Origin of the sequence: Williamsia phyllosphaerae, assembly GCF_014635305.1 — a bacterium.
In the GTDB taxonomy this organism is placed as follows: Bacteria; Actinomycetota; Actinomycetes; order Mycobacteriales; family Mycobacteriaceae; genus Williamsia_A; species Williamsia_A phyllosphaerae.
On sequence record NZ_BMCS01000002.1, the window covers coordinates 636712 to 658809 of the forward strand.

A 22098-nucleotide genomic window follows, 5' to 3' on the forward strand; every position below is an offset into this window, starting at 1 on the left:
ATAGCCTGCACCAGATGGGATTGTGCGGCCCCGAACCGACGTGGACTGCACTCGCCGTCGGCAGCCACCGATCCGGAGAATCGGTGGCGCCGCGGATAGGACCTAGTTGCCGGCCTCGGCGCGCTTGGGGAGAACCCAACCCGGCCGCACGAAGTGGCAGGTGTATCCGCCCGGGAAGTTGAGCAGATAGTCCTGGTGCTCCGGCTCGGCCTGCCAGAACGGGCCCGCGGGCTCGATCGTGGTGACGGCCTTGGCGGGCCACAGTCCCGACGCGTCGACATCGGCGATGGTGTCGCGTGCGACGCGCTCCTGCTCGTCGGTCACCGGGAAGATCGCCGACCGGTAGCTCGACCCCACATCGTTGCCCTGACGGTCCTTCGTCGACGGGTCGTGGATCTGGAAGAAGAACGCCAGGATGTCGCGGTAGGTGGTCTGCGACGGGTCGAACACGATCTCCACGGCCTCGGCATGGCCGCGGTGGTTGCGGTACGTGGCGTGATCGTTGCTGCCGCCGGTGTAGCCGACTCGGGTGTCGAGCACACCGGGCTGCTTGCGGATGAGGTCTTCGACGCCCCAGAAGCACCCGCCGGCCAGAACGGCGGTCTCGGTGCCCGGGCGTGAGGTGATCTGTCCTGTGTCAGTGGTCATCGTGAATGCTCCTCGGTGGTGGTCGAACCTGGGGTGGTCGCGTCGAACAGGGTGCGGTACTCGCCGTAGCCCTGGGCCTCGAGCTCGTCGACGGGGACGAAACGCAGCGCCGCGGAGTTCATGCAGAACCGCTGGCCGCCGGCATCGCGGGGGCCGTCGTTGAAGATGTGCCCGAGGTGGCTGTCGGCACCTGCCGAGCGCGCCTCGGTGCGCTTGATCAGCAACTTCCGGTCGCTCTTGGTGGTCACCGCGTCGACCTCGATGGGCCGGGTGAAGCTCGGCCAGCCGGTGCCGCTGTCGTACTTGTCGAGCGAGGAGAACAGTGGTTCGCCCGAGACGACGTCGACGTAGATGCCCGACTCGTGGTTGTCCCAGTACTCGTTGGAGAAGGCGGGTTCGGTCCCGTCCTTCTGGGTGACGCGGTACTGGACGGGTGTCAGCCCATTCACGGCGTCGGCGGTCTTCTGGTATTTCGTGGTCATCGATACCTCCCTTGACGCCGCTGGCTGCGACATCAATTACTCCAACGCACGAGCGCCACGATTTGGTCCCGAGACGGGGCTCAGCTCCGGTTGGCGGCCACGGCGGCGCTGATCAGAGCGGTGAACGCGTCAGAATCGAGCGAATCCGATTCCTTGATGTCGATGGCTCGGCGCGTGCCAGCGGCGAGGCTGGCGTTGAACAGCGACTGCGGGTCGGGCAGCGACGCCCCCTTCGCGAACGTGAGCTTCACCTTGTCCTTGTAGGTCTCCAGGGTGCAGATGAGTCCATCGAGCGAGAAGGTCGGCACACCGTCGGGGTTCGACGGTTTGCGCCACTTGATCTCCTCGACGATGCCGTCCTCGGCACCCAGGATCAGGCCCCGCAGTTTCTCCACGGTGTCTTCGCGCCAGTCAGCCATGCCGGGTGACGATACTCGCGTGGGAGGACACGTCACGGGGTCTCACGGCCGTTTACTCAGGTTGTCTTCTTGCTCTGCGCCCTGTGCGACGGCCCCTTCGTCGCGATTTGCGCCGCGATCACCACTGCCCTGTCGGCGTCCTGCTGGGCGGCCTTGTTCGATGTCGCGAAGGCACGGATGATCATGTCGACCGACGCCCGCTGCTCCTTGGTCAGCAGCGCTGACACAGCCGGCGGGCTGTAGGGCTCCAGTTCGGCCCACGCAGCGCCGGCCCACTTCCCCAGCTCCTTCGCCGGCTTGCCCAGCGCCTTCGCCAGTGTGGCGATGACGTCGTGGGTCGGCCCCTTGAGGTTCTGACCCTTGATGATTCGCGAGATGGTCGATACGTGGATGCCAGTCGCCTCCGACAGCCGGTTCATGCTCGGCGTGTCCCATGGGCTGATAAAGCCGGCGTCGGTCAACGCGGTGGCCCACGGTTCAGGGATTCCGTGTTTCAAGTTCACCGACCAAGCTTCTCTCATGAGACATGCAAAATCAAGGGTCGGGTCGTTTGTCAGACCCTGCCGCTACCGTCACCAGTGAAGGGTCAAGATCAGCGGCGGACGACTCGCCCGCTCTCGCTCGCACAGAGCCGAAACCCTTTCCATCACTCGCTCCGACCCTCGTTTGGGTGCGCGCGAGCGTGCCCGCTCAGCGAATCAGGAGGAGCCATGAACGGATCCCAGACAATCGGTCTCGACGAGCTCGTCGACGGCTATCTCAAGACCCGGGACGTCACCAGCGAAGAGCACGACTACTGGAACGAATTCGTCGACGCCGTAGCCGGCGAACTGACCGGCATCGATGGTTCGCTCGAGCTTAACCTTCCGCCGATGTCGGAAGAACGCATGCTCGACGACGCCATCCGGGACGCACTGGCGGCACTCCCCGACCGCCCGTCCCCGTGGGCCGGATTCGCCGAGGCGCCCGAGTGGGCGATCCGCCATTCCCAGACGCACGGGCGCGAGATCGCTGCCGCGCAGACGGTCCTCGAAGCGATTGTCGGCAAGTACCTGAGGACTCTGCTGATCATGCGCTGGCCGGGTATCGAGTCGCGGCGGGTCAGTTGGTCTGAGCTGCAGCGACTCGGCATCGAGAGCGAGCCACCACCGCCCCGCGAATGGGACGAATGGTGACCGGCTCGCCTCCCCGAATCTGTCACACCCCAGCCGTACTCTTCCCTCCCTACCGGTCGACCGAGCTGCTCGCCGACCGCCCAGCGAAAGGAGCCGCCATGCTCACCGATTTTGATTTCGACGTGTCCGTCGAGGACGCCTGGCGCGCCTTTCGCATCGATCTGGCCGACCAGCTGTCGCAGCTCGACCAAGGTGATGAGCACACCGTCGTGCAGTCCACCGACGAGTTCCCCGACGGCCCGCACGGGAAGCTGACGTTCACAGTCACCGGATCACGCCGGGTGCGCTGTTCAGTGGCCGTATCGGACCTGCACACCACCGACGACTGCCGGCTCGACCAGATGAGCCAACTGTTCGGAATGGGGTTTCGTCCGCTACAGGCCCGCGACCGGCCGATCATCATCGAGTGCGGTCGACGGCGCATCGACGAACTGGCGGCCACCGCGGTGCGCGCGCTGCGCGAGATCTGGGAGGTTGTCCACCCGACGTTCCTCGTGGGTGGTGAGCGGGTGGGTGGCCGCGAGCCGTCGATGCCGGTCGGCGTCACGCCACACGATCCGGATGACCTCCGTCGTCTGGTGCTCGAATCGCTTGCGCGACAGGTCAGTCACCCCGTCATCGTCGACGACGACGGTGACATCCGTGTCCCCACCGGCGAGGTCTCGTCCTGGATGCGCATGTGCACCGACGAGCCGGCCATCGAGTTCTTCGCGTGCATCGTCTCGTCGGTTCCGGACGCATTCGAGGCCGCGCACTTCATCGCGACGCGGGCCGCGCGCTGGCCCTGCATCACGCTGCGGCTCATCGAGAGCAATGTGTACGCGTCGCTGCGCCTGGAGTGCTCGGTGTTCTACGACGCCAACCTCACCTCGGCCGCGAAGAAGTGGATCGCCTTCGTCATCGACGACGTCCCGCAGATTCGTGAAGAGCTGGCCACTCCCCGACTGGCGTGGAAGCCCGAACCCGCAGCCGACGAAGAGGATTCGCCGGCTCTGCCCGATCAGTTGATGGCCGTGCTGCATCTGATCGACGACGGTCCGACCACTCCGGACGAGGTCGCGCAGGTCTGCGACCTCAACCGGCGCACCCTCATCGACTGCATCAAGGTCTGCAACCGCGAACGCGGGAAGTGGGGCCGGTTTGGCGAGGAGGCCGACGATCCCGATGAGGTCGAGGCGTGTTCCCGCGAGACCGACAAGTGGTTGTCGACGATGAAGCTGCTGCTGGCCGCGCTGCGGCTGGTGTTGAAGTTCGATCGTCGACGCCGTTACTACGCCGAACTGCAGGCCAGAAAGGCGGCGACCAATGACCATTGATCCGCACAGGCCTGTCCACGTCGTGTTCGCCGCACCGTGGGAGGCGGTGTCGCGGAATCGCGACACCGGGGAAGAAGATCGCACGTGGTGGTCGTTCCCCGACCACGTCACCGACGGCGACACCGTGATCACGGTGGTCGATGCCCGCGAGCCCGCGATCGTCGACGTGTCCGTCCTGCGAATGGCTTCCGACGATGATTGGGATCTCTCGCCTGCGGAACCACATCTGTTCGAGGCGATCGCCGTTGCCGCGATCGAGAAGCGCGTCGAGTTCCCGTTCTCGATCGATCCGCGCACGCTGCATCGGACCGAAGGCGCTGCGGTGCTGGAAGCCATTGACGCTGAGTCGAAAAGTCCGACGCCCTGGTACGACGTATCGAATGCGTGCTCCGGCGCCGACCGCATGGACACGACTCGGGAGGGCCGTCTCTGGGGATGTACCGCCTGCGGAAAGGACTGGGAGGGCGGCTTCCGACCGCGGCACCAGCAGCACGTGAGCGCGGGCTGGCCGTTCGACGCCGAGGACGAGCCGGTGGTGGTCTGTCCCAGCTGCCACGACATCCTGCACCAACCGCTCGGCCCGACGTTCGACGAGTTGATGTTCAGTCACCGCCCGGCCTGCCCGAGGTGCAACGCTCGCCGGACCTACAAGCGGTTGATGGGGATGCCGCCTGGCCCGCCGCCATACGGCACCATCGCCGACGGCTGCGTCGTCACCGGCGAGGATGATCGGTTCCTCTGCGGAGTCTGCGATCACGGGTGGTGAATATCAGCCGGCTCCGATAACAGCGCGAGCATCGCGGTCGGAGGCCACTGGTTCGACATTCTTACCGAGAAGGTGTCCAGCACTTCCAGGAGTAGGCGTTCCAGCGGTCGTAGAGCATGGCCCATGCCGTCGACCCGTACTGCCGCCTACAAGCGGCGTCCATGTTCACGTTTCGGGCCGGCACACCGAGGTAGGTGCACTTCCAAGTCAAGGCATCTTTCGGGTTCACGGTGGTACCGACTGCGTAGGTCGCCGAGAACTGGGATTTGCACCATCCCTGAATGTCGACACCCCCAACCGGGTAGGCGTTGGCCGTAGGCGCCTGGATCTGAGCGATCGTTATGCTGACAAAGATCGCGGCGGCCGCAATCATTCCTCGTGACGTCTGCCTGAAACTCATACTGATGCACCCCTGTTTTGAATTCAAGCTCCCAACCATGTTCGACAGCTTGACGATTCGCACACTTTGACATGAAAAGCTGGTCGAAGTTGACTCGTGGCGCCAGAATCATATGTTTGGAGGACGTTACGTCGACTAGGAGCAAATGCGTTGTCGTGCTCCAAAATTCGAACACAACTGCTTAGTGTTCAAGATCAACTTGCTGGCGCAGAGCCGGCGCACGGATAGACATGTCGGATCAGCTGATCACGCGAGGCGATTTGGACGGTCCATCGACCACAGCGGGACACCCGAGGCGAGTGCGAACTGGTCGGACACCTCGAATCCGAAACGGCGATACAGCGCAACGTTGTCCGCTCGGGTGCACACGAGATGGGCTGGGAGCGGATTCGCGTCGATGTGAGCCAGCCTGTGCTCGAGCAGCGTGCGTGCGTGACCCTGCTTCTGCGCGACCGTGGCGACACCCAGGTTGACCAGCGTCCAGTGCGGATCGGTCGGCTCGTGGTCGTCGAGGCGTTGCCGGACGCTGATCCCGGACAGGAGCCGGCCGCGTAGTGCGCCGAGCATGCCGGGCGCGGCTCGCGCTGTCCGGACGAGGCCGGCCACCGTGCCGCCACGATTCGGGCCGTCCCACGCGGCGACTGCGATCGGGTGCCCGGCATCGTCGACGAGGTAGTCGACCACGCCGATGCGACTGTGTTCGTGACGCATCGACGCCGTGAAGTACCCGACGAGCGCGATGCGGCGGCGCTGGTCGTCGGGCCATATCGACGCCATCAGCGGGTCTCGCGCGAACGCCTCGGCAAGCACACGTGCGCAGGCGTCGAGCTCGGAACGGTCAGTGGCGGTGCGCACCTGCAGATGGGGTCCGGGCGCAGGCGTCGTCACGGTGCAGATTCTGCCGCAGCCCGCCGCGGGTGCGGAAGCCCAGTCCACGTCGCGATGCCGTAACTTTTAGCCATGGTAAGTAGCGACGGGTGGACGTTGGTGGACCTGCGGGAACCCGGGTCTCCGACGGTCCTGTTCCGAGGCGGTCGCGTCCGACAACGGACGTCGTTGAGCCGCGCGCTGGTCGATGCCGTGGGCACCCGGCGGGCCAGGGAGATCGCCGGCGCAGTCAATCGATGGGCCGACGCAACAGCAGACACGAGTGCGCTTGATCTCGAGGTTGATGGCATTCGGTGCCGCCCCGTCGCCGGGCCGGCCGGTCGGTTACGAGCAGCGTGGTTGTCAACCGAGGATGCTGCCGACTCGGATCCCCCGTCCGCAATGGCTTTCGACTGGGATACCGACGAGCGCGTTTTCTGCGTGCCGGATGGCGCGGGGGCTCTGGTCGGTCGGCCGCAGGTCGAGGTACGCGAAGCGGGGATCACCAGCGCCGACGCGCTGCGGTTCGTCGAGGTCGACGACACCCTGGGGCTGGTCCAGGCGATGCTTGCCGATGTACCGACGGAATGGTCGGGTTCGGCAACACTGCGTCGTCCTACCGGCCCGGTCGCCGTCGTCGCGAATCTCATCCCGGCAACGGAGCACCGGGGTCTGTCGGGCGTGCTGTTCGAGGTGCCCGGCGCGCCGGCGACGGCACCGGTCGAGTCGGTGGCGATGTCGACGGTGGCGCGGATGTCGAACGTGCACGTCGTGGTGATGGACGTGTCGAAGATGCGTCTGCTGCGGTGGCTGACCGATCCGCCGGCGGGTGTCGCGTGGAAAGGTCAGCGCGACAACCGGGATACTCCGCATCCCGACGATGTCGCGCGGATCTTCGCGGTCGCTGCGGCCGTGCTAAATGGATCCAGTCGACGCGGCGACCTGGACGGCATCCGGCTGCGACGGCAGCAGGGTGGGTGGCTGGTGGTTGACGCCGTCGGAGAGTTGGTCGAGGGTTCCGATCCGCCGTTGCTGATCATCTCGATGATCGAGCGCGGGACGTCGGACGAGCCCGACCCCGTCCCTGTCGACGATGACGGGCATCCAGGGCTGTGACACTCGCAATATCCTTTGCGATGCCGCAGCCTGCCGTCTTACGGTTGTAGACCCTTCCCGGTGCCAGTCCCCGACGGCTCGGACGACACGATCTGCTCGACCACGCCACCGGTACCGATCCGGCGGCGTCCGACATGCGATTCGAGGTCTACCGATGTCCACCGCCCTGGAAACCCGCACGGATGACTGCAGCGACGACACCGAGGCCACAGCCGAGTACGTTCGCCGACTTCGGCTCGCGCTGACAGCGCTGCACGCCGACCCGTTGTCGATCGATGCGGCGCGAGACGTGTCCGCGCTGCTGTAGAGGCTTACCCGAACCGTCCGCGCGTCACAGCTACAGCCGCGAGGCGAGCTCGGGTCCACCGACCTCACGCACGAACTCCGGGTCGCCGCAGATCACCAACTGGTCGCGGGCACGCGAAAGCCCGACATACAGGCGTTCTTTCGATCGGTCGCGCGGCGTGGACTCGTTCAGCGCAAGGATGATGACCCGCCGTTCGAGTCCTTTGAACCCAAGGACGTGTCCGTAAAAGATGTCGTCGTTGTCCAGAACGCCCTCGAGTACGACTCGTTGCCCTCCTCCTGACACTCAAAACGGCATCTCGTCTCGGCTTCCCGTGAACAGCGGCGCGATGGCCTCGCGGCCTCAACCGACGTCGGACACTTCCTCGACCTGGTCCTCGGGGACTCCGAGTAACCGGTCGACGATCGGGCAACGAATCGCATGTCGGTTCCGTCTCCGCTAAGCCGCTGCATCCGCTCGCCGACCAAGAACCGAACGTCTCCACGAACTGCTCCAGTATTGCGAGGCTCTTCGCTAATCTTCGGCTGGGCTCGTCATCCGATACAGGGGATCGGACAACGCCGACGTTAAATGGGAGCAAAGTTACAAGTGCGGAGCCCGGGCCTCCCTGAGCGGGACGACCTCGGTCGTCGCAACCGAGGAAGACGTGGCGGCGCGGACAGACACCCACGGTCAGATCCGCGCGCAATGCCCCCTGGAACCCACCAGGAGGCGTGTCGTCTGAAGTCCCTGTCATGATGGACTGATCATGGAGTTGGAGATGGCTACGAAGGACCTGACTACGGTCGAGATTTGCGCTGGCGCCGGCGGGCAAAGTCTCGGACTTCATCTGGCCGGTTTCCGGCACACTCTTGCAGTTGAGCTGGACCGTGACGCCGCTGGGACGCTAGAGCGAAATTTGGCGCGGCTCGCGCGCACAACGGGCCAAACCGCACCGGTCGTCGCCGTCGGCGATGTTGCTGACCAATCTGTATGGGAACCTAGCGACCACACTGGCATTGCTCTCCTAGCCGGCGGTGTTCCATGCCCACCGTTTTCAATCGCGGGTAAGCAATTAGGCTCGTCCGATGAGCGTGACCTGTTTGCGTGGGCTGTTGAGACGGCCGGTGTCATGCAGCCCAAGGCAGTACTTCTCGAAAACGTTCGTGGTCTGTCCATGCCACGCTTTGCTGGCTATCGCCAGGCTGTGCTCGATCGCTTCGCAGAGCTGGGGTATTCCGCAGATTGGCAACTGCTAGAGGCGAAGGATTTCGGAGTACCGCAGCTCCGCCCGCGATTTGTTCTAGTTGCGTTGCAGGAAGAATACGCCCCCTTTTTCCGGTGGCCCGAGCCAATAGGTGGTGTCAATACCGTTGGCGACGCATTATACGAGCTTATTTCAGCTAATGGCTGGACGGGCGCTGCAGCCTGGGCCGAGCGAGCAAATCGTGTTGCACCCACGATCGTTGGTGGGTCGAAGAAGCACGGAGGCCCCGACCTCGGACCGACGCGCGCCAAACGCGAGTGGCGCTCCATGGGCGTCGATGGACTTGGGATTGCGGACGCTGCGCCCGGTCCGGAGACACACCACGACGCCCTGCCGCGCCTTACAAATGAGATGGTAGCGCGCCTGCAGGGGTGGACGGGTGCGGAATACGCTTGGGAGTTTCAATACGGAAAGGGGCACAAGACATCGACGTATCGTCAGATCGGAAACGCCTTTCCCCCGCCAGTTGCCCGTGCAGTCGGTCTGGCGATCGCGGCCGCACTCCGGCAGGACGCCGCGGCAACCGGGCGGACCGGCTTTAAACCTGAATTTCACGACGAAGTCTACCGGGCTCTCCGAAGCCATGGCGGTTTTATATCCGTGATCCGCCTTCATGAAATTCTCGGCGGCGCCCTCTCGGTAGATGACATCGCGCGTCGCATCAACTTCATGACCAGGGACTTCGAGATGGAAGTACGCGTTCGTGCAGGTGTCGATAGTTACCGACTCGGTGAGTGGCGCGCGTTCAGAGGTCAGGATGACCACGTCCGGCATGAGGCATTCGCCGCCCCGCAGAAGCGTTCTAAGATCAGCTGATTAGGTTGCGCTCGCGGGCCCATCTCGAGTTGATGCGGATGTGCCTTCTTTGAGCCGGTTGACAGCGTCCTGCCGCAATGCCACGGGCAACCGGAGGTAAGCACTCCAAACACGATCGATTTCAGTTGCGCCTCGTCGACCCCTCACTGCCCATCGAAGCAGACGACGTAGATCGCTCGGTGAAAGATCCAGTCCCTTCTCTATGAACTTAGTAACGTTACTGTCGCTGTCATTTCGGCCGGCTCTGCATCGCTTGCACTCGGTTATAAGCTCCTGCGCCTCACTCCCGTCCAGATGAGTAGTGTGGATACGTGTAACGGCCACAACAGCCGTCATTAGCGTGTCGTCCGGGTACTCCTCACCCCCGGAAATGCCGCAGAGCGTGCACATAAAACTGTCGCGCTGGAGAACGGCCAGTCGTTCCTTGTTGGTGACAGACTTCTGAGGCGCCGCCTCACGCCGCGCTTTCGTATCCCACACGGGGGCACCAGCCTTGACGAAGCGCTGATCCTCAGCGAGTAGGCTGGCGTCTTCGCTGTTGGTGTACAAGACCCACCCGTAGTCCCTGAGGTCGCGAATGCGCCGATCGACCTGGGAGATGTTCGGGAAGGCGTTCCGCAACTCGTTCTTGGTGAACGTGTTGCCAACGCCCACGACTTGGAGCAACCACAGCGCCCCTCTCACCATCGTTCCTGCAGACAAGGCCGGATCGTCCCATCTGGGCTGCTGCAACTCGAATCCTCTCGTAGACTCACTAAAGAGTACAGATGTACATCCAATGTCGGGGGAGTTTGCAATAATGAACTCGCTCGACCCCCCGGCTGCTGTCAAAGGATCACATACATGTCGAACTTCGGAATACCGCCGAAAGGCGAGGAAATCAGGGGCGTTATCGAACAACGCCTCAAACAAGCTATGCGTGAGAACGGGGCCAAGGTAACGATCGACTGGCGCGGCGAGCCGCGGCACCTCTATGTGATAAAGATGCCGGTCGAGATGTTGTATCTGAATCCTGACACTCACAGGATCCGCGCACAGCGGACGCTAGATGCGGATCGAAATAGAGCAATAGAAGAAAATCCATGGGGCCAGGAGGCTCAACAGTACCTTCACGATCTCCTGCGCCAGCGCCCCGCTAATCCGGACCAGACCGATCCCGACTACACCGCGCTCATGGACGAATTAGACGATGCCGGCCAACGCGAGCCCGGTATTGTGAGCCCAGACGGTATCCTGGTCGACGGGAACACGCGAGCCGCCGCTCTTATTGATCTTGGGGAGCAGATAATTAAAGTCGGGGTTTTACCCGACGACACTTCGCGACGGGACATAAACGCGGTTGAGCTGTCGCTTCAGCTAAGAAAAGATCGGAGGCGCGACTACTCCTACATAAACAGACTGATTGCGATTGACGAGGAGCTAAGTCGAGGACGCTCAGAAAGCGACGTGGCGAAAGACTTCAACATTAAACCGACTACTCTACAACGAGATAGGTGGGTTTACGCGCTGATACTAAACGCGATCGATCGTAGCAAAGATGCCGAGGGCGCTAGCCTTCGATTAATAGACTTTGAACAGCATCAAGAGAAGCTGCGCGAACTCCATCGCGACTACGCAACCCTCGCTAAGACGGATTCGGAGGCCGCCAATCGATTGCTGCAATCGCGTCTGGCAATGGTTCTCCTCGACTATCCAAAAACATCGCTTCGATTAGCTGAATCGGATTTCTATTCGCGGTATCTTGAAAGCCGTCTCCCTGATAAACTCAAGAATCCTGCTTCTGTCCAAGAAGAAGAACTCGGCGTTCCGGGAATCTCTGAAGCAGTTTTACCCGCTAAGAGCGGCGACTCCGCGGCTGCTGAAGCTCTTACTAGTCAGCTTCTGCGCGCAAAGGCAATTGCCGGCGATAAAGAATACGGCACCCCGGAACAGGTCGCCGAAGCCTCCTCAATTATGAAGCACGCCCGGACTACATTCGACATCGCGGTCAAGCTGGCCGGCCAGAATGCAGAGCTGGTGAAAAGGCAAACTGCCGTGCCAGAACGTCTCACTGACGCTGCCGATTATATAACGCAGTGCGGTAATGAATTTTCCGAAGCTCGCGCGAAACGCGCCCTCGACGATGAAGCTTTCGACGATGCACTTATAGTGCTCCGAGACAGTCTGGAAACACTTGCACGAAGAGCTGGTCGGGTTTACCCTGCCCCAGGCGAGGGGGTCGCGTGGCTACTCGAGGCAGCCCGAATTAGATGACTACGACAGAAGAGCCCAGCCTAACACTAACGCTTTCTGCCGATGCATCCTCCGCACGACTGATTGCGCGACGGGGGCTCGAGAATGATCTACGTCGACTGGCCGTAAATTTCCAGTCGAGTATTCAACCCTCACCCGGCATAGTTGAGGTCGCGCTTGACGACCTGCTGACAAACTTACATGTACTTCACGGGTGGCCTTTTAAAGCAGGCAACGACGTTGCCTGGGAAGACCCACTCAGGTCGCTAGTAGTCGACTCACTCGAGGACGCGAAGAGCATAACGGAGCGCTTGGAATCGTCCGACGAGCCAAAAGAAATAGATTTTGAGTCGTTACCAAAGATTTTAGGAGCCGAATGGATTGGAAACCTTACGGCATTTCAGTGTCGCGATGTTGGCAAGTTGTTGTCGCTTAAACACGGGGCCAATTTCTCCGTTCCTGGTGCAGGGAAGACCAGGGTTGCCTTAGCGGTCTATCATATCCTGCGTCGCCGCGCGGGTCTGAAGCGTCTCGTAATCGTTGGACCTAAGTCGAGTTATTCCGCCTGGCGGGACGAGAATGAAGCTTGCTTCCGGTATCCGCTTTCTATGAGAGTAGTAGAGGGTTCGCCAGACCCTGACTCAGAGGCGCTAATCGTCAACTACGAACGCCTCCCAGGTATGGTGAATTCTTTGTCTAGGTGGCTGACAGCCGAGCCCTCAATGATCATCCTGGACGAGGCGCACCGAATGAAGTTAGGTGCGAACGGTGCCTACGGGGCTGCCTGCCTCGCGCTCGGACCACGCAGCAACAGACGACTGATCTTAACGGGAACGCCTGCACCAAATGGCGTGACGGATCTCGAGAACCTGTTCGGATTTGTGTGGCCAGGAACAGGGCGTCAGAGCGTTTTGCGAGCTGTGAATGGTGGGGAATTGGCTGAGGCAAGCCGTGCGCTTCGGCCTCTTTTCACACGAACCACCAAAGACGAGCTTGACCTGCCTCCGGTAGAGACCGTGCTGAGGTCAGTCGATCTGCCACCTATTCATTCTGAAATATATAAGGCCCTTGTCGGCCAGTTTTCCAGCCGAGCCGCGGGTAGCGAAGGTGATTTTCAAGCCCTCGGGCGGATTATGGTCTACATGCTAATGGCGGCCACGAGTCCCGCTCTCTTGGCAGTCGGCACAACTCGTTATGAGCCGCTCTCCTACCAGGTGCCGCCACTCCCGGTACCCGAGCGCTCTTCTCTATACCAGTTAATGCAGGATCTCCCCGCATACGAAACGTCGCCGAAGTACAGCGAAGTACTCTCACTTGTCAAACAAAACGCCGCCAAGGGCCGAAAGACCTTAGTTTGGTCGACTTTCATTCGTAGTTTGAACACCTTGTCGCGGTCGCTGGCACCATATCATCCAGCGTTAGTCCACGGCGGCACGCCCGACCGGGAGGATCAAATACGTCGCTTTCGTATGGATAGTGATTGCATGGTGCTTCTATCAAACCCGGCAACACTTGGCGAGGGTATAAGTCTTCACCATGATTGCCACGACGCAATTTATGTTGACCGCGATTTTGCCGCGGGACGGTTTCTTCAGAGTTTGGATAGAATTCACCGCCTCGGATTGAGCCCTGACGTCACTACACGGGTCACGGTACTTGCGTCACGGGGAACAATAGACGAAGTGGTAGCATCGCGACTTGCAGCAAAGCTAAACTTCATGGGCGGGATCCTGGATGACCCCGCGGTGCAGCAGCTTGGCGACCTGAACGATGAACCCGCTTCAGGCATAGAGCTCAATCAGGCCGACCTGCAGGCCATGGTGGACCACTTACGTGCGCCTTCCACCTGAACCCACTCTACGAGCAGCGAAACGCTGGCTGGAAGTTTTACCGACCAGCGGCGGAATTGCTCGTGCGCAGGCGTTGTTTACCACCCATAACCGGTACAGCGATCTAACACCCACCCAATACGCTGCCGCGCTTTCCTTGCTCCGAGACCTAGGTCTTCTCAGTACAGAGCGCTCACCAATTCCCCCTGAAAATCGCATACTCGCCGCCATTTTTGAGGCCACGCCTCAGCCGTGGGTAAAAGATGCCGATTGTCTCGTTCAAACACCCGGCGAGTTGCCCGCGGACATTCTGGCGCTTGGTTCGGCTCTTGGTCTTGACGGCACCGCAGTTTTCGAGCAGCTCGTGACAACGTGGGGGAAGGTTGATACTTCTATCCGCGAGATTGTAGGCGCGTCAGGAGAAGCTGCGCTTGTGGAGTTACTTCGACGGCACACGGCAGGCAGAGTCGATCACGTTTCAAATTGGTCGGACGGTTTTGGTTACGACATCGGATTTAATCAGGGGAGGACGGTCGCCCACCTTGAGGTCAAGAGCTCAACAAGAAGTAACCGCTTTACCGCATACCTTTCGCGTCACGAATATAACGTAATGCTGCGTGATGAGCATTGGGTGCTCGTTGCACTACGCATGTCGCCCGATCTAGAGATTATCGGAGTAGGTTCTGTTCCCGACCATTGGATTAGATCGAATGCACCCCGCGATACACATAGTTCGGGCAGCTGGGCGGTGTGCAAGCTGGAGATTCCATCCGAGGTGATAGAGAGCGGTATTCCATTGTTGCGAGGTTCCGGCGAAGTACATCTTCCTGCGTGGTGAAGTGTGTGGTTGACCCGGTGGGTTGCGTTTCTTCACAACTAGGACGACCGCAAGCCCTCGAGCCCATGGTGTTTCGGCGACTGCGGCAACGTGCCGGTTTGGCGTGTCGAGTGCTCAGCTGCGGTATTAGAGCACCGTAATCGGCTAGCCTGCTCAGGCGGACCGACGGACTTCCGTTCGGGCTGGCCCAACGGACATGTCCCCCACCGCACGAATCCTTTCGTGCTGCCTTGGGGACATCTACGTGACTTTGCTTCGGACCACCGCCGAACGTGTGGCGATCGCCGATCCGGACTCTCTCGTGGAGCAACTCTTGGAACAGATGCTGCACCAACGGGGGTACCTGCCAGCGAAGGCCGAGCAGCAGTCATGGCGCCGTTCGCTTCCCGTGTTAGCAGCCGACCTCCGCGATGCGGGACTGGGCGACGTCGAGATGCTCGTCGAGTACCACCTACCACTGACGTCCCAGAGAGCCGACGTTGTCCTCGCCGGTACGCACCCGACCACCGGCGAACCCTCGTACGTGGTCGTCGAATTGAAGCAGTGGTCGGCAGCAACGTCATTCGAGGGCAACCCGGAGTTGGTGTCTGTCCCCGGAATGCCGGGCGGGCCAAAGCTCCACCCCGTGCTGCAGGTCCGCGGCTATTGCAACTACATCGCTGACTTCGCGCGAGCGCTCGAGGATCAGCCCGACTCGCTCGCAGGCATGGTCTACCTCCACAACGCCACCGACTCTGCTGCAGTCGCAGACCTAACTGAGGTACCGGTATCGACGACCGGGCGGTTCTTCACTGGGGTCACCCGCGGTGCGATGATCGACTTCCTGCGAACACGTCTGGCGCCACACCCTGGCCGAGCCGCCGCAGACATCCTGCTCAACTCCGCTGTCGCACCGTCGCAGCAGTTGCTGAAGGTTGCCGCAGACGAGGTACGCAATCGCGAACAATTCCACCTGCTCGGGAACCAGCAGCTCGCAGTCGACCTGGTCATGCACGCGGTCGAACAGGCACGACGCGCGAACTCGAAGCGAATCATCGTGGTCACGGGTGGGCCCGGCAGCGGCAAGAGCGTGATCGCGCTGTCGTTACTCGGTGAGCTGTCCCGGCAGGGGCGAACCGTGCTGCACGCCACGGGCTCCCGCTCGTTCACGCAGACCCTGCGCAAAGTGGCAGGTCACCGCGACAAGCGAGTCCAGTCCATGTTCAAGTACTTCAACCAGTTCATGGACGCCGGTGCCAACGATCTCGACATCTTGATCCTGGACGAAGCCCACCGCATCCGCGAGACATCGGTGGACCGCTACACCCGCGCGGCGCTGCGTACCGGTCGTCTACAAGTCGACGAGCTGATCTCCGCGGCGCGGGTACCCGTCTTCCTGCTCGACCAGCACCAGGTGGTCCGGCCCGGCGAGATGGGAACGCGAGAACAGATCGAGGCATACGCCGCACACCTCGGAGTCACCACCCACCACGTGGAGCTCGGCGAGCAGTTTCGCTGCGGCGGCAGCGAGGAATACATGCTGTGGGTCGCGCGGATACTCGGACTCCGCGACGAACCGCCCGTTGCGTGGCAGGGCGATCCCCAGTTCCAAGTCCTGGTCGCGGACAGCCCCGCCGAGCTGGAAGCGATTTTGCGAAACAAGACCGACGACGGTTACTCGGCACGCATGACTGCTGGTTACTGCTGGCCCTGGAGCAACGCCCGCGACGGCGGAACTCTCGTCGAAGACGTTGTTATCGACGACTGGTCCCGCCCGTGGAACAGCAAAAGCGACCGCCGAGTTGGCGATGCACCGCCGGCGCCACTGTGGGCCACGGATGACGGTGGATTCGGCCAGGTCGGGTGTGTCTACACCGCACAGGGCTTCGAGTACGACTGGAACGGCGTCATCATCGGCCCCGACCTGCTCTGGCGCGACGGGCACTTCGTGTCTGTACGGCGCGCGAATCGCGACCCTGACTTCAAGAACACCGTCAAGGTTCCGGACGACCGTTTCGACGTCCTCGTTCGCAACGTCTACAAGGTGCTCCTTACCCGCGGGATGGTGGGCACCGTCATCTATTCAACGGATCGCGAGACCCGAGAAGCGTTGCATCGACTCATAACTGAATAACCAACCGATTTAAGCATCGGCCCGACAGGCTTCCACGCCGGATATGCCTCCACCCGCTGCGACCTCTGAGAGGCGCGCGTAGTGACTGCATGGATTGTGACCGTTGGCGAGGACTTTCCCGACCACGTTCGCTTCGCAATTGACGACGGGTTCTGGGACACCCGACGTCGTCGGGACATACGCGCAGGCGACGAGGTTTTCTTCTGGCTCTCCGGTAGCGGACTCGTGGCTTGGGTGGAGGTGACGTCGGATCTAAGAGACCTGCGAGCCGGCGATCCGCCTGCACATTGGCACGACGCGCGAACAGGTGGCTACCAATTTCGCTTTGAACTGCGCGAACGAAAGGTTGTTAACGTTGATCGAAGTTGGAAGGCGATCAGCGCGGAAACGGGCATCACACAACTACTGAGCAACGGGATGATCGAGGTACCTACGGAAGCAGAGAACTACTTCAGGGGACTCTTTGGGCAGGTAGCGCCGCCTGCGCCGGCGGAGCGGCCGCGAACCGACTTCCAGTTTGATCCGGAGATTTACGAACCGGGCGAAGACACGCGTGAGCGCGCCATGCGGGCGATCACCCTCCGTCGTGGCCAGAGTGCGTTTCGTGACTCACTGGTCGATGCCTACAATTCGAGGTGCGCTGTCTCCGGCTCAACCGTCCTGCCGATTCTGGAGGCGGCGCACATCGATCGCTTTTTCGGCGCTCAAAGCCATCACGTATCCAACGGCCTGCTGCTTCGGTGCGACGTTCACACACTGTTCGATCTCCAGCGACTCACTATCGACGACGAGCTCAAGGTGCGCGTCTCCCCCACGCTGCGCAAGACGGAATACGCGTCGCTCGACGGAAAGGCGCTACGCCTGCCCAAGGACCAGTCGGCCTTTCCCAACCAAGACGCGCTTCGTCGTCACGCTGAGGGCTGTCTCTGGCTGTCGACCACGCCGTAGAACAAAGCCCATGTCCAGACCTGGTAGCAACGTTCGTACGACGAAAGTACTTACATGACGTATCCCGCTGGCCCTGCCACGAGCTACCTCACACGACACCGAGGTTGTTCGCATTCACCACTGCTTCACGCCTGATTTCGGACAGGACCGGGTGGAACGGGTGACGTCGGTTTCCCTGGAGGTTCAGTGGCAGGTCAAGATCTGCGATCAGCTCATCCTCGAGTACCCACGGCTCTGGGTGCTCGATCCAGGACACGAAGGCGTTGGCGGTCATCCACTGAGTCAGTAGCTTCTCCCCTGCGTGGAAGGTCCGGCGATTACCTGAACCCACGCGGCGCAGCTCGATCCCCAGCTCGTTTGACAGGAGACATCCCAGCGTCTTTCGAAGCGTTGATCCCTCGGCGTTCCCCCGATAGTGGGTTCTAATGCGACGGCGGATGTTCTGCCTACTGGCCGGCTTCCCGTTCGTCGGTGGTCGGCTGGGGCTGATCCCCGCGTAGAGCAATGTCAGACCATTCCGTGTTTCACAGGCCTCCGTGTCGATCTCCGGGTGTGGGATCGCACCGAACCACCATCCGTAGACACCGGGGCTTGGTGGGATGGGACTTGGACGGGTGAGTGCCTCTTCCGCCGTGAACGGTGGTGCGGTGAGGTAGGTGGTGCGCCTGTCGATCAAGATGCCTTGCCTCTTACTCGGTGACGACGTTCTGTCGGTGTCCAAACCGCCATAGAGCGCCGTCAGCTGTACGAAATCGTTCGACGGTGCAAGGTCAGCCGTGGTCAAGGTTCGACGATTTGATCGCCGAAGCCACATTCAGCTGCCCCTCCGCTGAAAGTTGCTCTTGGAGAAACGTGTTCATCCGAAGTGGGTCTGACTGAAGGCGTTCGGCAGGCTGACGTTCATCCCAAGTTTCGAAGTCTGCCGCATCGTCGAACGTGATGACACCGATTCCATGCTCCGACGCGGCAGCAATCACTGCACCGATCTCATCTCGCTTTGTGTCGGCCAGGACGTCTGGCACGTGGAAAAGTGTGTACGAGTGAGTCGCCGAGCGGCTGTGTGATAGCGCCTCGTACACCGCCAACACGTTGATGTTGTCGACTGTTTTCACCTCGAAAGTGACCACCTCAAATCGTGCTGGCACGAGTTCGAACCGTCGAAATCCCACAACGACCAGGTCTGGGCGACTCCAGCGCCCGCCAGTCAATCGACCTCCCCCAAACGCTGTGTCCTCGTGCGCGAGCGCCGAGAGGCCGCGGTAGTCGCTCCACTCCGCTCCCAGCGTCTGCAGCAGCGGCTTGTAGAGGCTCGACTCCGTGACCGGTGCCGGGATCGATACCGTCTTGCTTGATGGGTCAGATTGAGATGGCGCAAAAGCCCGGCGCAGCGTTCCCCCGCGGCCAACGCCGCGAATCACCAGGTGCTTGTCCAGCAGACCCTGGCGGGCCCTCCCGTAGCGAGGGCGACTCCATCCGATGCGCGAACGCAGCGACCCGTTCCCAGCCGCGCAGCCATCATCGGGTACCTCGCAGAACAGCTGATATTCATCCTCGTTTAGTTGAAGGTCCGTCACTCCCTAAGTCTTCCTCCGCAGCTGTTTTCTAGGGCTGGTTTCGCGAGTTCGACGCCTCGCCGACGCGATAGCTCGCGATACGGCGATCGGGGTTGCCAACGAACGTGACGTCGTTGGACCGCACGGATGTCCGAGCGATCTGCAATCATCGGTTTCATGGAGAACTTGCCTGAGACGACGGACCCCTCTGCTGACTTGTCGATCGACGTCGAGGACGACGGAGTACTTGTGATGGGGACACCGGAGCTCATTGACTCCTACATTGCCCGTCTTCGCGAGGTCACCAACAACGAGGTCTCTGATTCTGCGATTTCCAAGAGTGACCTCGGGACGATTGCGGGAGTAGCCGCCGGCGCCGCCAACGCCACCGCCCAGCACGGGCGTTACGTGAAGATCGCAAAAGAAAGCATGAAGCTCGTGCAGGCTAGCAAGATGGTCCCCGCAAAAAACGTACCGGGGAACTACTTTCGCGCAACGACCGTCGGCGCAGGTAACAAGTTCTCGGGTCAGATCGTATGGAAGCCATTGGTAGGCAGTCCCGCTCGGTTGGCGTCGATTCAGATGATCGCGATTCAGATGGCTCTGACCACCGCGCTTGCCGACGTCCAGAAAGCCGTGGCAAAGGTTGAGGACAAAGTCGACGACCTGTTGGCTCTGTCCAAAGCTCAGATGGTCGGCGATATAGTCGGCAGCCACAGCTACCTGAAGCGACTGGTGACAGAGGTCCGGACTAACGGCAGTCTCCCCAACTCTGATTGGGAGGCAGTCGCGTCTCTCGGTCCGTCGCTCGAGAAGGGGTTGGAACGAATCCGGTCGTATGTCGGCGCGACCGTGGGAAAGCTAGACCCCGAGATGTCAGTCAGCAAACGCGCAGCTCGAATCGAGACCGCTGTCGCCGAAAACCGCTTGGGGGAGTCGCTACAGCTGCTGATCGTTGCCGAGCAGACCTTGTACTACTGGCAACACCTGCGCCTCCGACGCGTCATGGATACCGAGCCCCAGCATCGGGAGTCCGTCCACTCTTCCGTGCAAAGCATTCTCACCACTCAGGGGCGCCTGGACGCAGAACTCTGGTCGCAGCTCCATACCCGACTCAACGGATTCGACAAGGTCAAGCCGCTGGAGATCGGCCGATTCTGGGACATCAGCACCCTGAAAACCAACACCGTTCGACTTCAAGCCGATCTCGAAGACTTCCGGCAAGCACGTGCAGGCCAGCTCCAAGAGTGGGACCGATACGACACCCCCGGAATCGGAGATGCTATGAACGAGATCGGAACAATCGCGACTCACGCATGGAATCGCGGCTCGACACTGACAGCTAGTGGCCTGCGAGGTCTCGCGGACCTGCTCGATAGTCCTGAGGACAAGTCCGAGAAGGTCATCGTCCAGACCGACTCTGAGGTGGGAACCGCACCGCAGACTAACCAGAGGGCTGAGTGACTCAGTCACCTCCGGAGGACCCGCTTAGCCTGGGGCAGAAGCTAGTCGCCGTTCTGGAGGGTGGTCGACGCACGTCCACGTACAAGCTGGCCACGATACTTGCGCTGCTCGATCTGGCTGTGGAGTCAGTTCCTGAACACCCAGATGATGCGGTCGACATCGATCTCGATGCGCTCAGCGAGCGGGTCCTTGCGATGTACTGGCGCCAGATTCGACCCATCGAGGGCGTACAGATCAGGCAATCGTCAGACGGCCGAAGCGCGATCCTCGCCATCGTCGAAACGCTGCGTACTTCCACCGGGATTCGCGAACGTGTCGGATCGCCCGCGGGTGCCGAAGCGGCGGACCCGAATGGGTATCGGGAGGCTGTCGAGGCCATCAAAGTCACCCTCGTCCGCTACCCGCTTCAACTTCTGCAGCGGGTGAACAACGCTGAGTACGAGTGCTTCCTCTATAACGACTCCTGGATGAACACCACCTCGTTGAGAATCATCGAGAATGATCACGGCAACGCTATTCGGCTCCTCCCCGGGGTAGCCAATGCGCTCGCCCGCCTTGCGCCGCTTCTCAGGCCCGCGTTCCAGCTGGCGTGGATCACCGACGTCCGCAGGATGAACGCGTGGCTGCAGGAAGATGGTCCCGACCTCGCGGCGCACCTCTTCGGCAGCGACCGCATATCGCTGACTCGCGTTCGTGACGTCCTTCGAGAAGGGTTTGGCTCGCGATGCTTCTACTGCGACAGAACAATTTCTGACGTTCCGCAGGTTGATCACGTGCTGCCTTGGTCGCGGGTCCCCATCGACGGTCTCGCGAACTTGGTTCTCGCCTGCCGACGCTGCAACGGAGACAAGTCCGACCTGCTCCCGATTCCGGACCACCACCACCGGGCCATGGCGCGCGGACAGGCAACGCTCGACGAACTTGCGTCTTCGATCAACTGGCCCAGCCAATATCGACGCGCTGAATCCGCCGCGCGTGGCATCTACGCGACCACGCCGGCCGGAACGCCAATGTGGTGCGCCGCGAAAAACGTTCGTCTCAGCTCACGCGCTGACTTCGCTTGGTGAATACCAATCGTCCGGGCATCCACCAGTACAGCAGCCACGCAGCTCTACACCGATGTCGGTTTTTCGTCTTGGCTCAGAGTTCACTTTAAGGCCTGCCCGGAAACATACGGCTATTCTGCGCTTCCGCCAACTCGTGCAATGCCAGTCGAGTCTCATCCCAGAATTCGGTTGAAAAACAGCGTTCGATCTCGTCTAGATGGTTTTCGACAAATCGGGCGTACTCGGCGTCAAGCAAGCTGCTATCTCTGCGCGTGTCATCTATGAGTAGCTCGTAGACGAGATGCACACCAAACCAATTGGAATCATCGTCAGAGACCACAGGCTGAAAATCCAGAAACATCTCACCTTTGTCACGTGTCAGCGATATCCGGAGGTCGCCCGAGACCAAGTAGAGGGCAGCACTACCCAACCCGCCGAACGAGCGTTGGATCGCATACCGGCCGTCAACCCATAGAAAACCCATATGTAGCACTAAAAACTTCAAAATTTCGTTCAC

The 22098-nt window shown here is 61.2% G+C and carries 22 protein-coding genes; 13 read left to right on the forward strand and 9 right to left on the reverse strand.

Annotated elements, in window-relative coordinates; genetic code table 11:
• Window positions 1-102: 102 nt before the first annotated feature.
• From msrA to IEV93_RS16840, 4 genes are all read right to left on the reverse strand, one after another.
• Window positions 103-648, reverse strand: a complete 546-nt coding sequence (gene msrA, locus IEV93_RS16825; protein ID WP_188491096.1) for a peptide-methionine (S)-S-oxide reductase MsrA — start codon at window positions 646-648, stop codon at window positions 103-105.
• Entirely contained in the window at window positions 645-1130 is a 486-nt protein-coding gene (gene msrB / locus IEV93_RS16830; protein WP_188491097.1) for a peptide-methionine (R)-S-oxide reductase MsrB, read from the reverse strand. Before msrB ends, msrA begins: the two co-directional genes overlap by 4 nt.
• Window positions 1131-1210: 80 nt before the next feature.
• Window positions 1211-1549 carry a DUF1801 domain-containing protein gene (locus IEV93_RS16835; RefSeq protein WP_188491098.1) on the reverse strand — a complete coding sequence of 113 codons (339 nt, stop codon included), beginning with the start codon at window positions 1547-1549 and terminating at the stop codon, window positions 1211-1213.
• A 56-nt stretch (window positions 1550-1605) separates the two neighbouring features.
• Window positions 1606-2052 carry a helix-turn-helix domain-containing protein gene (locus IEV93_RS16840; RefSeq protein WP_229705255.1) on the reverse strand — a complete coding sequence of 149 codons (447 nt, stop codon included), beginning with the start codon at window positions 2050-2052 and terminating at the stop codon, window positions 1606-1608.
• Window positions 2053-2259: 207 nt separating this feature from the next.
• Here IEV93_RS16840 and IEV93_RS16845 point away from each other — a divergent pair, with 207 nt between their 5' ends.
• The 3 genes from IEV93_RS16845 (at window position 2260) to IEV93_RS16855 (ending at window position 4806) form a co-directional block, all read left to right on the forward strand.
• A complete protein-coding gene (locus IEV93_RS16845; protein ID WP_188491100.1) occupies window positions 2260-2724 on the forward strand; it encodes a hypothetical protein in 465 nt (154 codons plus the stop codon).
• A gap of 98 nt (window positions 2725-2822) precedes the next feature.
• A complete protein-coding gene (locus tag IEV93_RS16850) occupies window positions 2823-4040 on the forward strand; it encodes a TY-Chap domain-containing protein (protein WP_188491101.1) in 1218 nt (405 codons plus the stop codon).
• On the forward strand, window positions 4030-4806 hold the full coding sequence (locus tag IEV93_RS16855) for a hypothetical protein (RefSeq protein WP_188491102.1): 777 nt from the start codon (window positions 4030-4032) through the stop codon (window positions 4804-4806). Before IEV93_RS16850 ends, IEV93_RS16855 begins: the two co-directional genes overlap by 11 nt.
• A 646-nt stretch (window positions 4807-5452) precedes the next feature.
• Here IEV93_RS16855 and IEV93_RS16860 read toward each other — a convergent pair.
• Window positions 5453-6094, reverse strand: coding sequence for a GNAT family N-acetyltransferase (locus IEV93_RS16860; RefSeq protein ID WP_229705256.1), 642 nt, complete (start codon window positions 6092-6094; stop codon window positions 5453-5455).
• 381 nt (window positions 6095-6475) lie between these two features.
• Here IEV93_RS16860 and IEV93_RS16865 point away from each other — a divergent pair, with 381 nt between their 5' ends.
• The 3 genes from IEV93_RS16865 (at window position 6476) to IEV93_RS16880 (ending at window position 9558) form a co-directional block, all read left to right on the forward strand.
• The gene (locus IEV93_RS16865; protein WP_188491103.1) at window positions 6476-7189 is read left to right on the forward strand and encodes a PAS domain-containing protein; all 714 of its coding nucleotides are present in this window, start codon (window positions 6476-6478) and stop codon (window positions 7187-7189) included.
• 154 nt (window positions 7190-7343) lie between these two features.
• Window positions 7344-7496, forward strand: a complete 153-nt coding sequence (locus IEV93_RS16870) for a hypothetical protein (protein ID WP_188491104.1) — start codon at window positions 7344-7346, stop codon at window positions 7494-7496.
• A 760-nt stretch (window positions 7497-8256) separates the two neighbouring features.
• Window positions 8257-9558, forward strand: a complete 1302-nt coding sequence (locus tag IEV93_RS16880) for a DNA cytosine methyltransferase (RefSeq protein WP_188491106.1) — start codon at window positions 8257-8259, stop codon at window positions 9556-9558.
• Here IEV93_RS16880 and IEV93_RS16885 read toward each other — a convergent pair whose 3' ends face one another.
• Complete coding sequence (locus IEV93_RS16885; protein WP_188491107.1) at window positions 9559-10260, reverse strand: KpnI family restriction enzyme N-terminal domain-containing protein; 702 nt, start codon at window positions 10258-10260, stop codon at window positions 9559-9561.
• A gap of 141 nt (window positions 10261-10401) precedes the next feature.
• Here IEV93_RS16885 and IEV93_RS16890 point away from each other — a divergent pair, with 141 nt between their 5' ends.
• The 5 genes from IEV93_RS16890 (at window position 10402) to IEV93_RS16910 (ending at window position 17518) form a co-directional block, all read left to right on the forward strand.
• Window positions 10402-11811, forward strand: a complete 1410-nt coding sequence (locus IEV93_RS16890) for an SPFH domain-containing protein (protein WP_188491108.1) — start codon at window positions 10402-10404, stop codon at window positions 11809-11811.
• A complete protein-coding gene (locus IEV93_RS16895; protein ID WP_188491109.1) occupies window positions 11808-13640 on the forward strand; it encodes a DEAD/DEAH box helicase in 1833 nt (610 codons plus the stop codon). Before IEV93_RS16890 ends, IEV93_RS16895 begins: the two co-directional genes overlap by 4 nt.
• Window positions 13624-14457 (forward strand): protein NO VEIN domain-containing protein, encoded by an 834-nt coding sequence (locus IEV93_RS16900; protein WP_188491110.1) that lies wholly within the window; start codon window positions 13624-13626, stop codon window positions 14455-14457. The genes IEV93_RS16895 and IEV93_RS16900 overlap by 17 nt, the downstream gene beginning before the upstream one ends.
• A gap of 244 nt (window positions 14458-14701) precedes the next feature.
• A complete protein-coding gene (locus IEV93_RS16905; protein ID WP_188491719.1) occupies window positions 14702-16570 on the forward strand; it encodes a DUF2075 domain-containing protein in 1869 nt (622 codons plus the stop codon).
• Between the two features lie 81 nt (window positions 16571-16651).
• Window positions 16652-17518, forward strand: a complete 867-nt coding sequence (locus IEV93_RS16910; RefSeq protein ID WP_188491111.1) for an HNH endonuclease — start codon at window positions 16652-16654, stop codon at window positions 17516-17518.
• An 88-nt stretch (window positions 17519-17606) separates the two neighbouring features.
• On the opposite strand, the gene IEV93_RS16915 is transcribed toward IEV93_RS16910, so the two are convergent.
• Together IEV93_RS16915 and IEV93_RS16920 are read right to left on the reverse strand one after the other, a co-directional pair.
• The gene (locus tag IEV93_RS16915) at window positions 17607-18302 is read right to left on the reverse strand and encodes a GIY-YIG nuclease family protein (RefSeq protein ID WP_229705257.1); all 696 of its coding nucleotides are present in this window, start codon (window positions 18300-18302) and stop codon (window positions 17607-17609) included.
• Window positions 18289-19092, reverse strand: a complete 804-nt coding sequence (locus IEV93_RS16920) for a hypothetical protein (protein ID WP_188491112.1) — start codon at window positions 19090-19092, stop codon at window positions 18289-18291. Before IEV93_RS16920 ends, IEV93_RS16915 begins: the two co-directional genes overlap by 14 nt.
• 156 nt (window positions 19093-19248) lie before the next feature.
• Here IEV93_RS16920 and IEV93_RS16925 point away from each other — a divergent pair, with 156 nt between their 5' ends.
• Both IEV93_RS16925 and IEV93_RS16930 read left to right on the forward strand, forming a co-directional pair.
• Window positions 19249-20535, forward strand: a complete 1287-nt coding sequence (locus tag IEV93_RS16925; protein WP_188491113.1) for a hypothetical protein — start codon at window positions 19249-19251, stop codon at window positions 20533-20535.
• Window positions 20532-21602: an HNH endonuclease gene (locus IEV93_RS16930; protein ID WP_188491114.1), complete on the forward strand. Its 1071-nt coding sequence runs from the start codon at window positions 20532-20534 to the stop codon at window positions 21600-21602. Before IEV93_RS16925 ends, IEV93_RS16930 begins: the two co-directional genes overlap by 4 nt.
• Window positions 21603-21687: 85 nt before the next feature.
• Here the strand turns inward: IEV93_RS16930 and IEV93_RS16935 are convergent, their stop codons facing one another.
• Entirely contained in the window at window positions 21688-22098 is a 411-nt protein-coding gene (locus IEV93_RS16935; RefSeq protein ID WP_188491115.1) for a hypothetical protein, read from the reverse strand.

What these genes read in the sequence shown, in the direction of transcription:
- msrA (WP_188491096.1), bottom strand. Translation starts at nt 648, where the DNA reads ATGACCACTGACACAGGACAGATCACCTCACGCCCGGGCACCGAGACC.
- msrB (WP_188491097.1), bottom strand. Translation starts at nt 1,130, where the DNA reads ATGACCACGAAATACCAGAAGACCGCCGACGCCGTGAATGGGCTGACA.
- IEV93_RS16835 (WP_188491098.1), bottom strand. Translation starts at nt 1,549, where the DNA reads ATGGCTGACTGGCGCGAAGACACCGTGGAGAAACTGCGGGGCCTGATC.
- IEV93_RS16845 (WP_188491100.1), top strand. Translation starts at nt 2,260, where the DNA reads ATGAACGGATCCCAGACAATCGGTCTCGACGAGCTCGTCGACGGCTAT.
- IEV93_RS16850 (WP_188491101.1), top strand. Translation starts at nt 2,823, where the DNA reads ATGCTCACCGATTTTGATTTCGACGTGTCCGTCGAGGACGCCTGGCGC.
- IEV93_RS16855 (WP_188491102.1), top strand. Translation starts at nt 4,030, where the DNA reads ATGACCATTGATCCGCACAGGCCTGTCCACGTCGTGTTCGCCGCACCG.
- IEV93_RS16865 (WP_188491103.1), top strand. Translation starts at nt 6,476, where the DNA reads ATGGCTTTCGACTGGGATACCGACGAGCGCGTTTTCTGCGTGCCGGAT.
- IEV93_RS16870 (WP_188491104.1), top strand. Translation starts at nt 7,344, where the DNA reads ATGTCCACCGCCCTGGAAACCCGCACGGATGACTGCAGCGACGACACC.
- IEV93_RS16880 (WP_188491106.1), top strand. Translation starts at nt 8,257, where the DNA reads ATGGCTACGAAGGACCTGACTACGGTCGAGATTTGCGCTGGCGCCGGC.
- IEV93_RS16890 (WP_188491108.1), top strand. Translation starts at nt 10,402, where the DNA reads ATGTCGAACTTCGGAATACCGCCGAAAGGCGAGGAAATCAGGGGCGTT.
- IEV93_RS16895 (WP_188491109.1), top strand. Translation starts at nt 11,808, where the DNA reads ATGACTACGACAGAAGAGCCCAGCCTAACACTAACGCTTTCTGCCGAT.
- IEV93_RS16925 (WP_188491113.1), top strand. Translation starts at nt 19,249, where the DNA reads ATGGAGAACTTGCCTGAGACGACGGACCCCTCTGCTGACTTGTCGATC.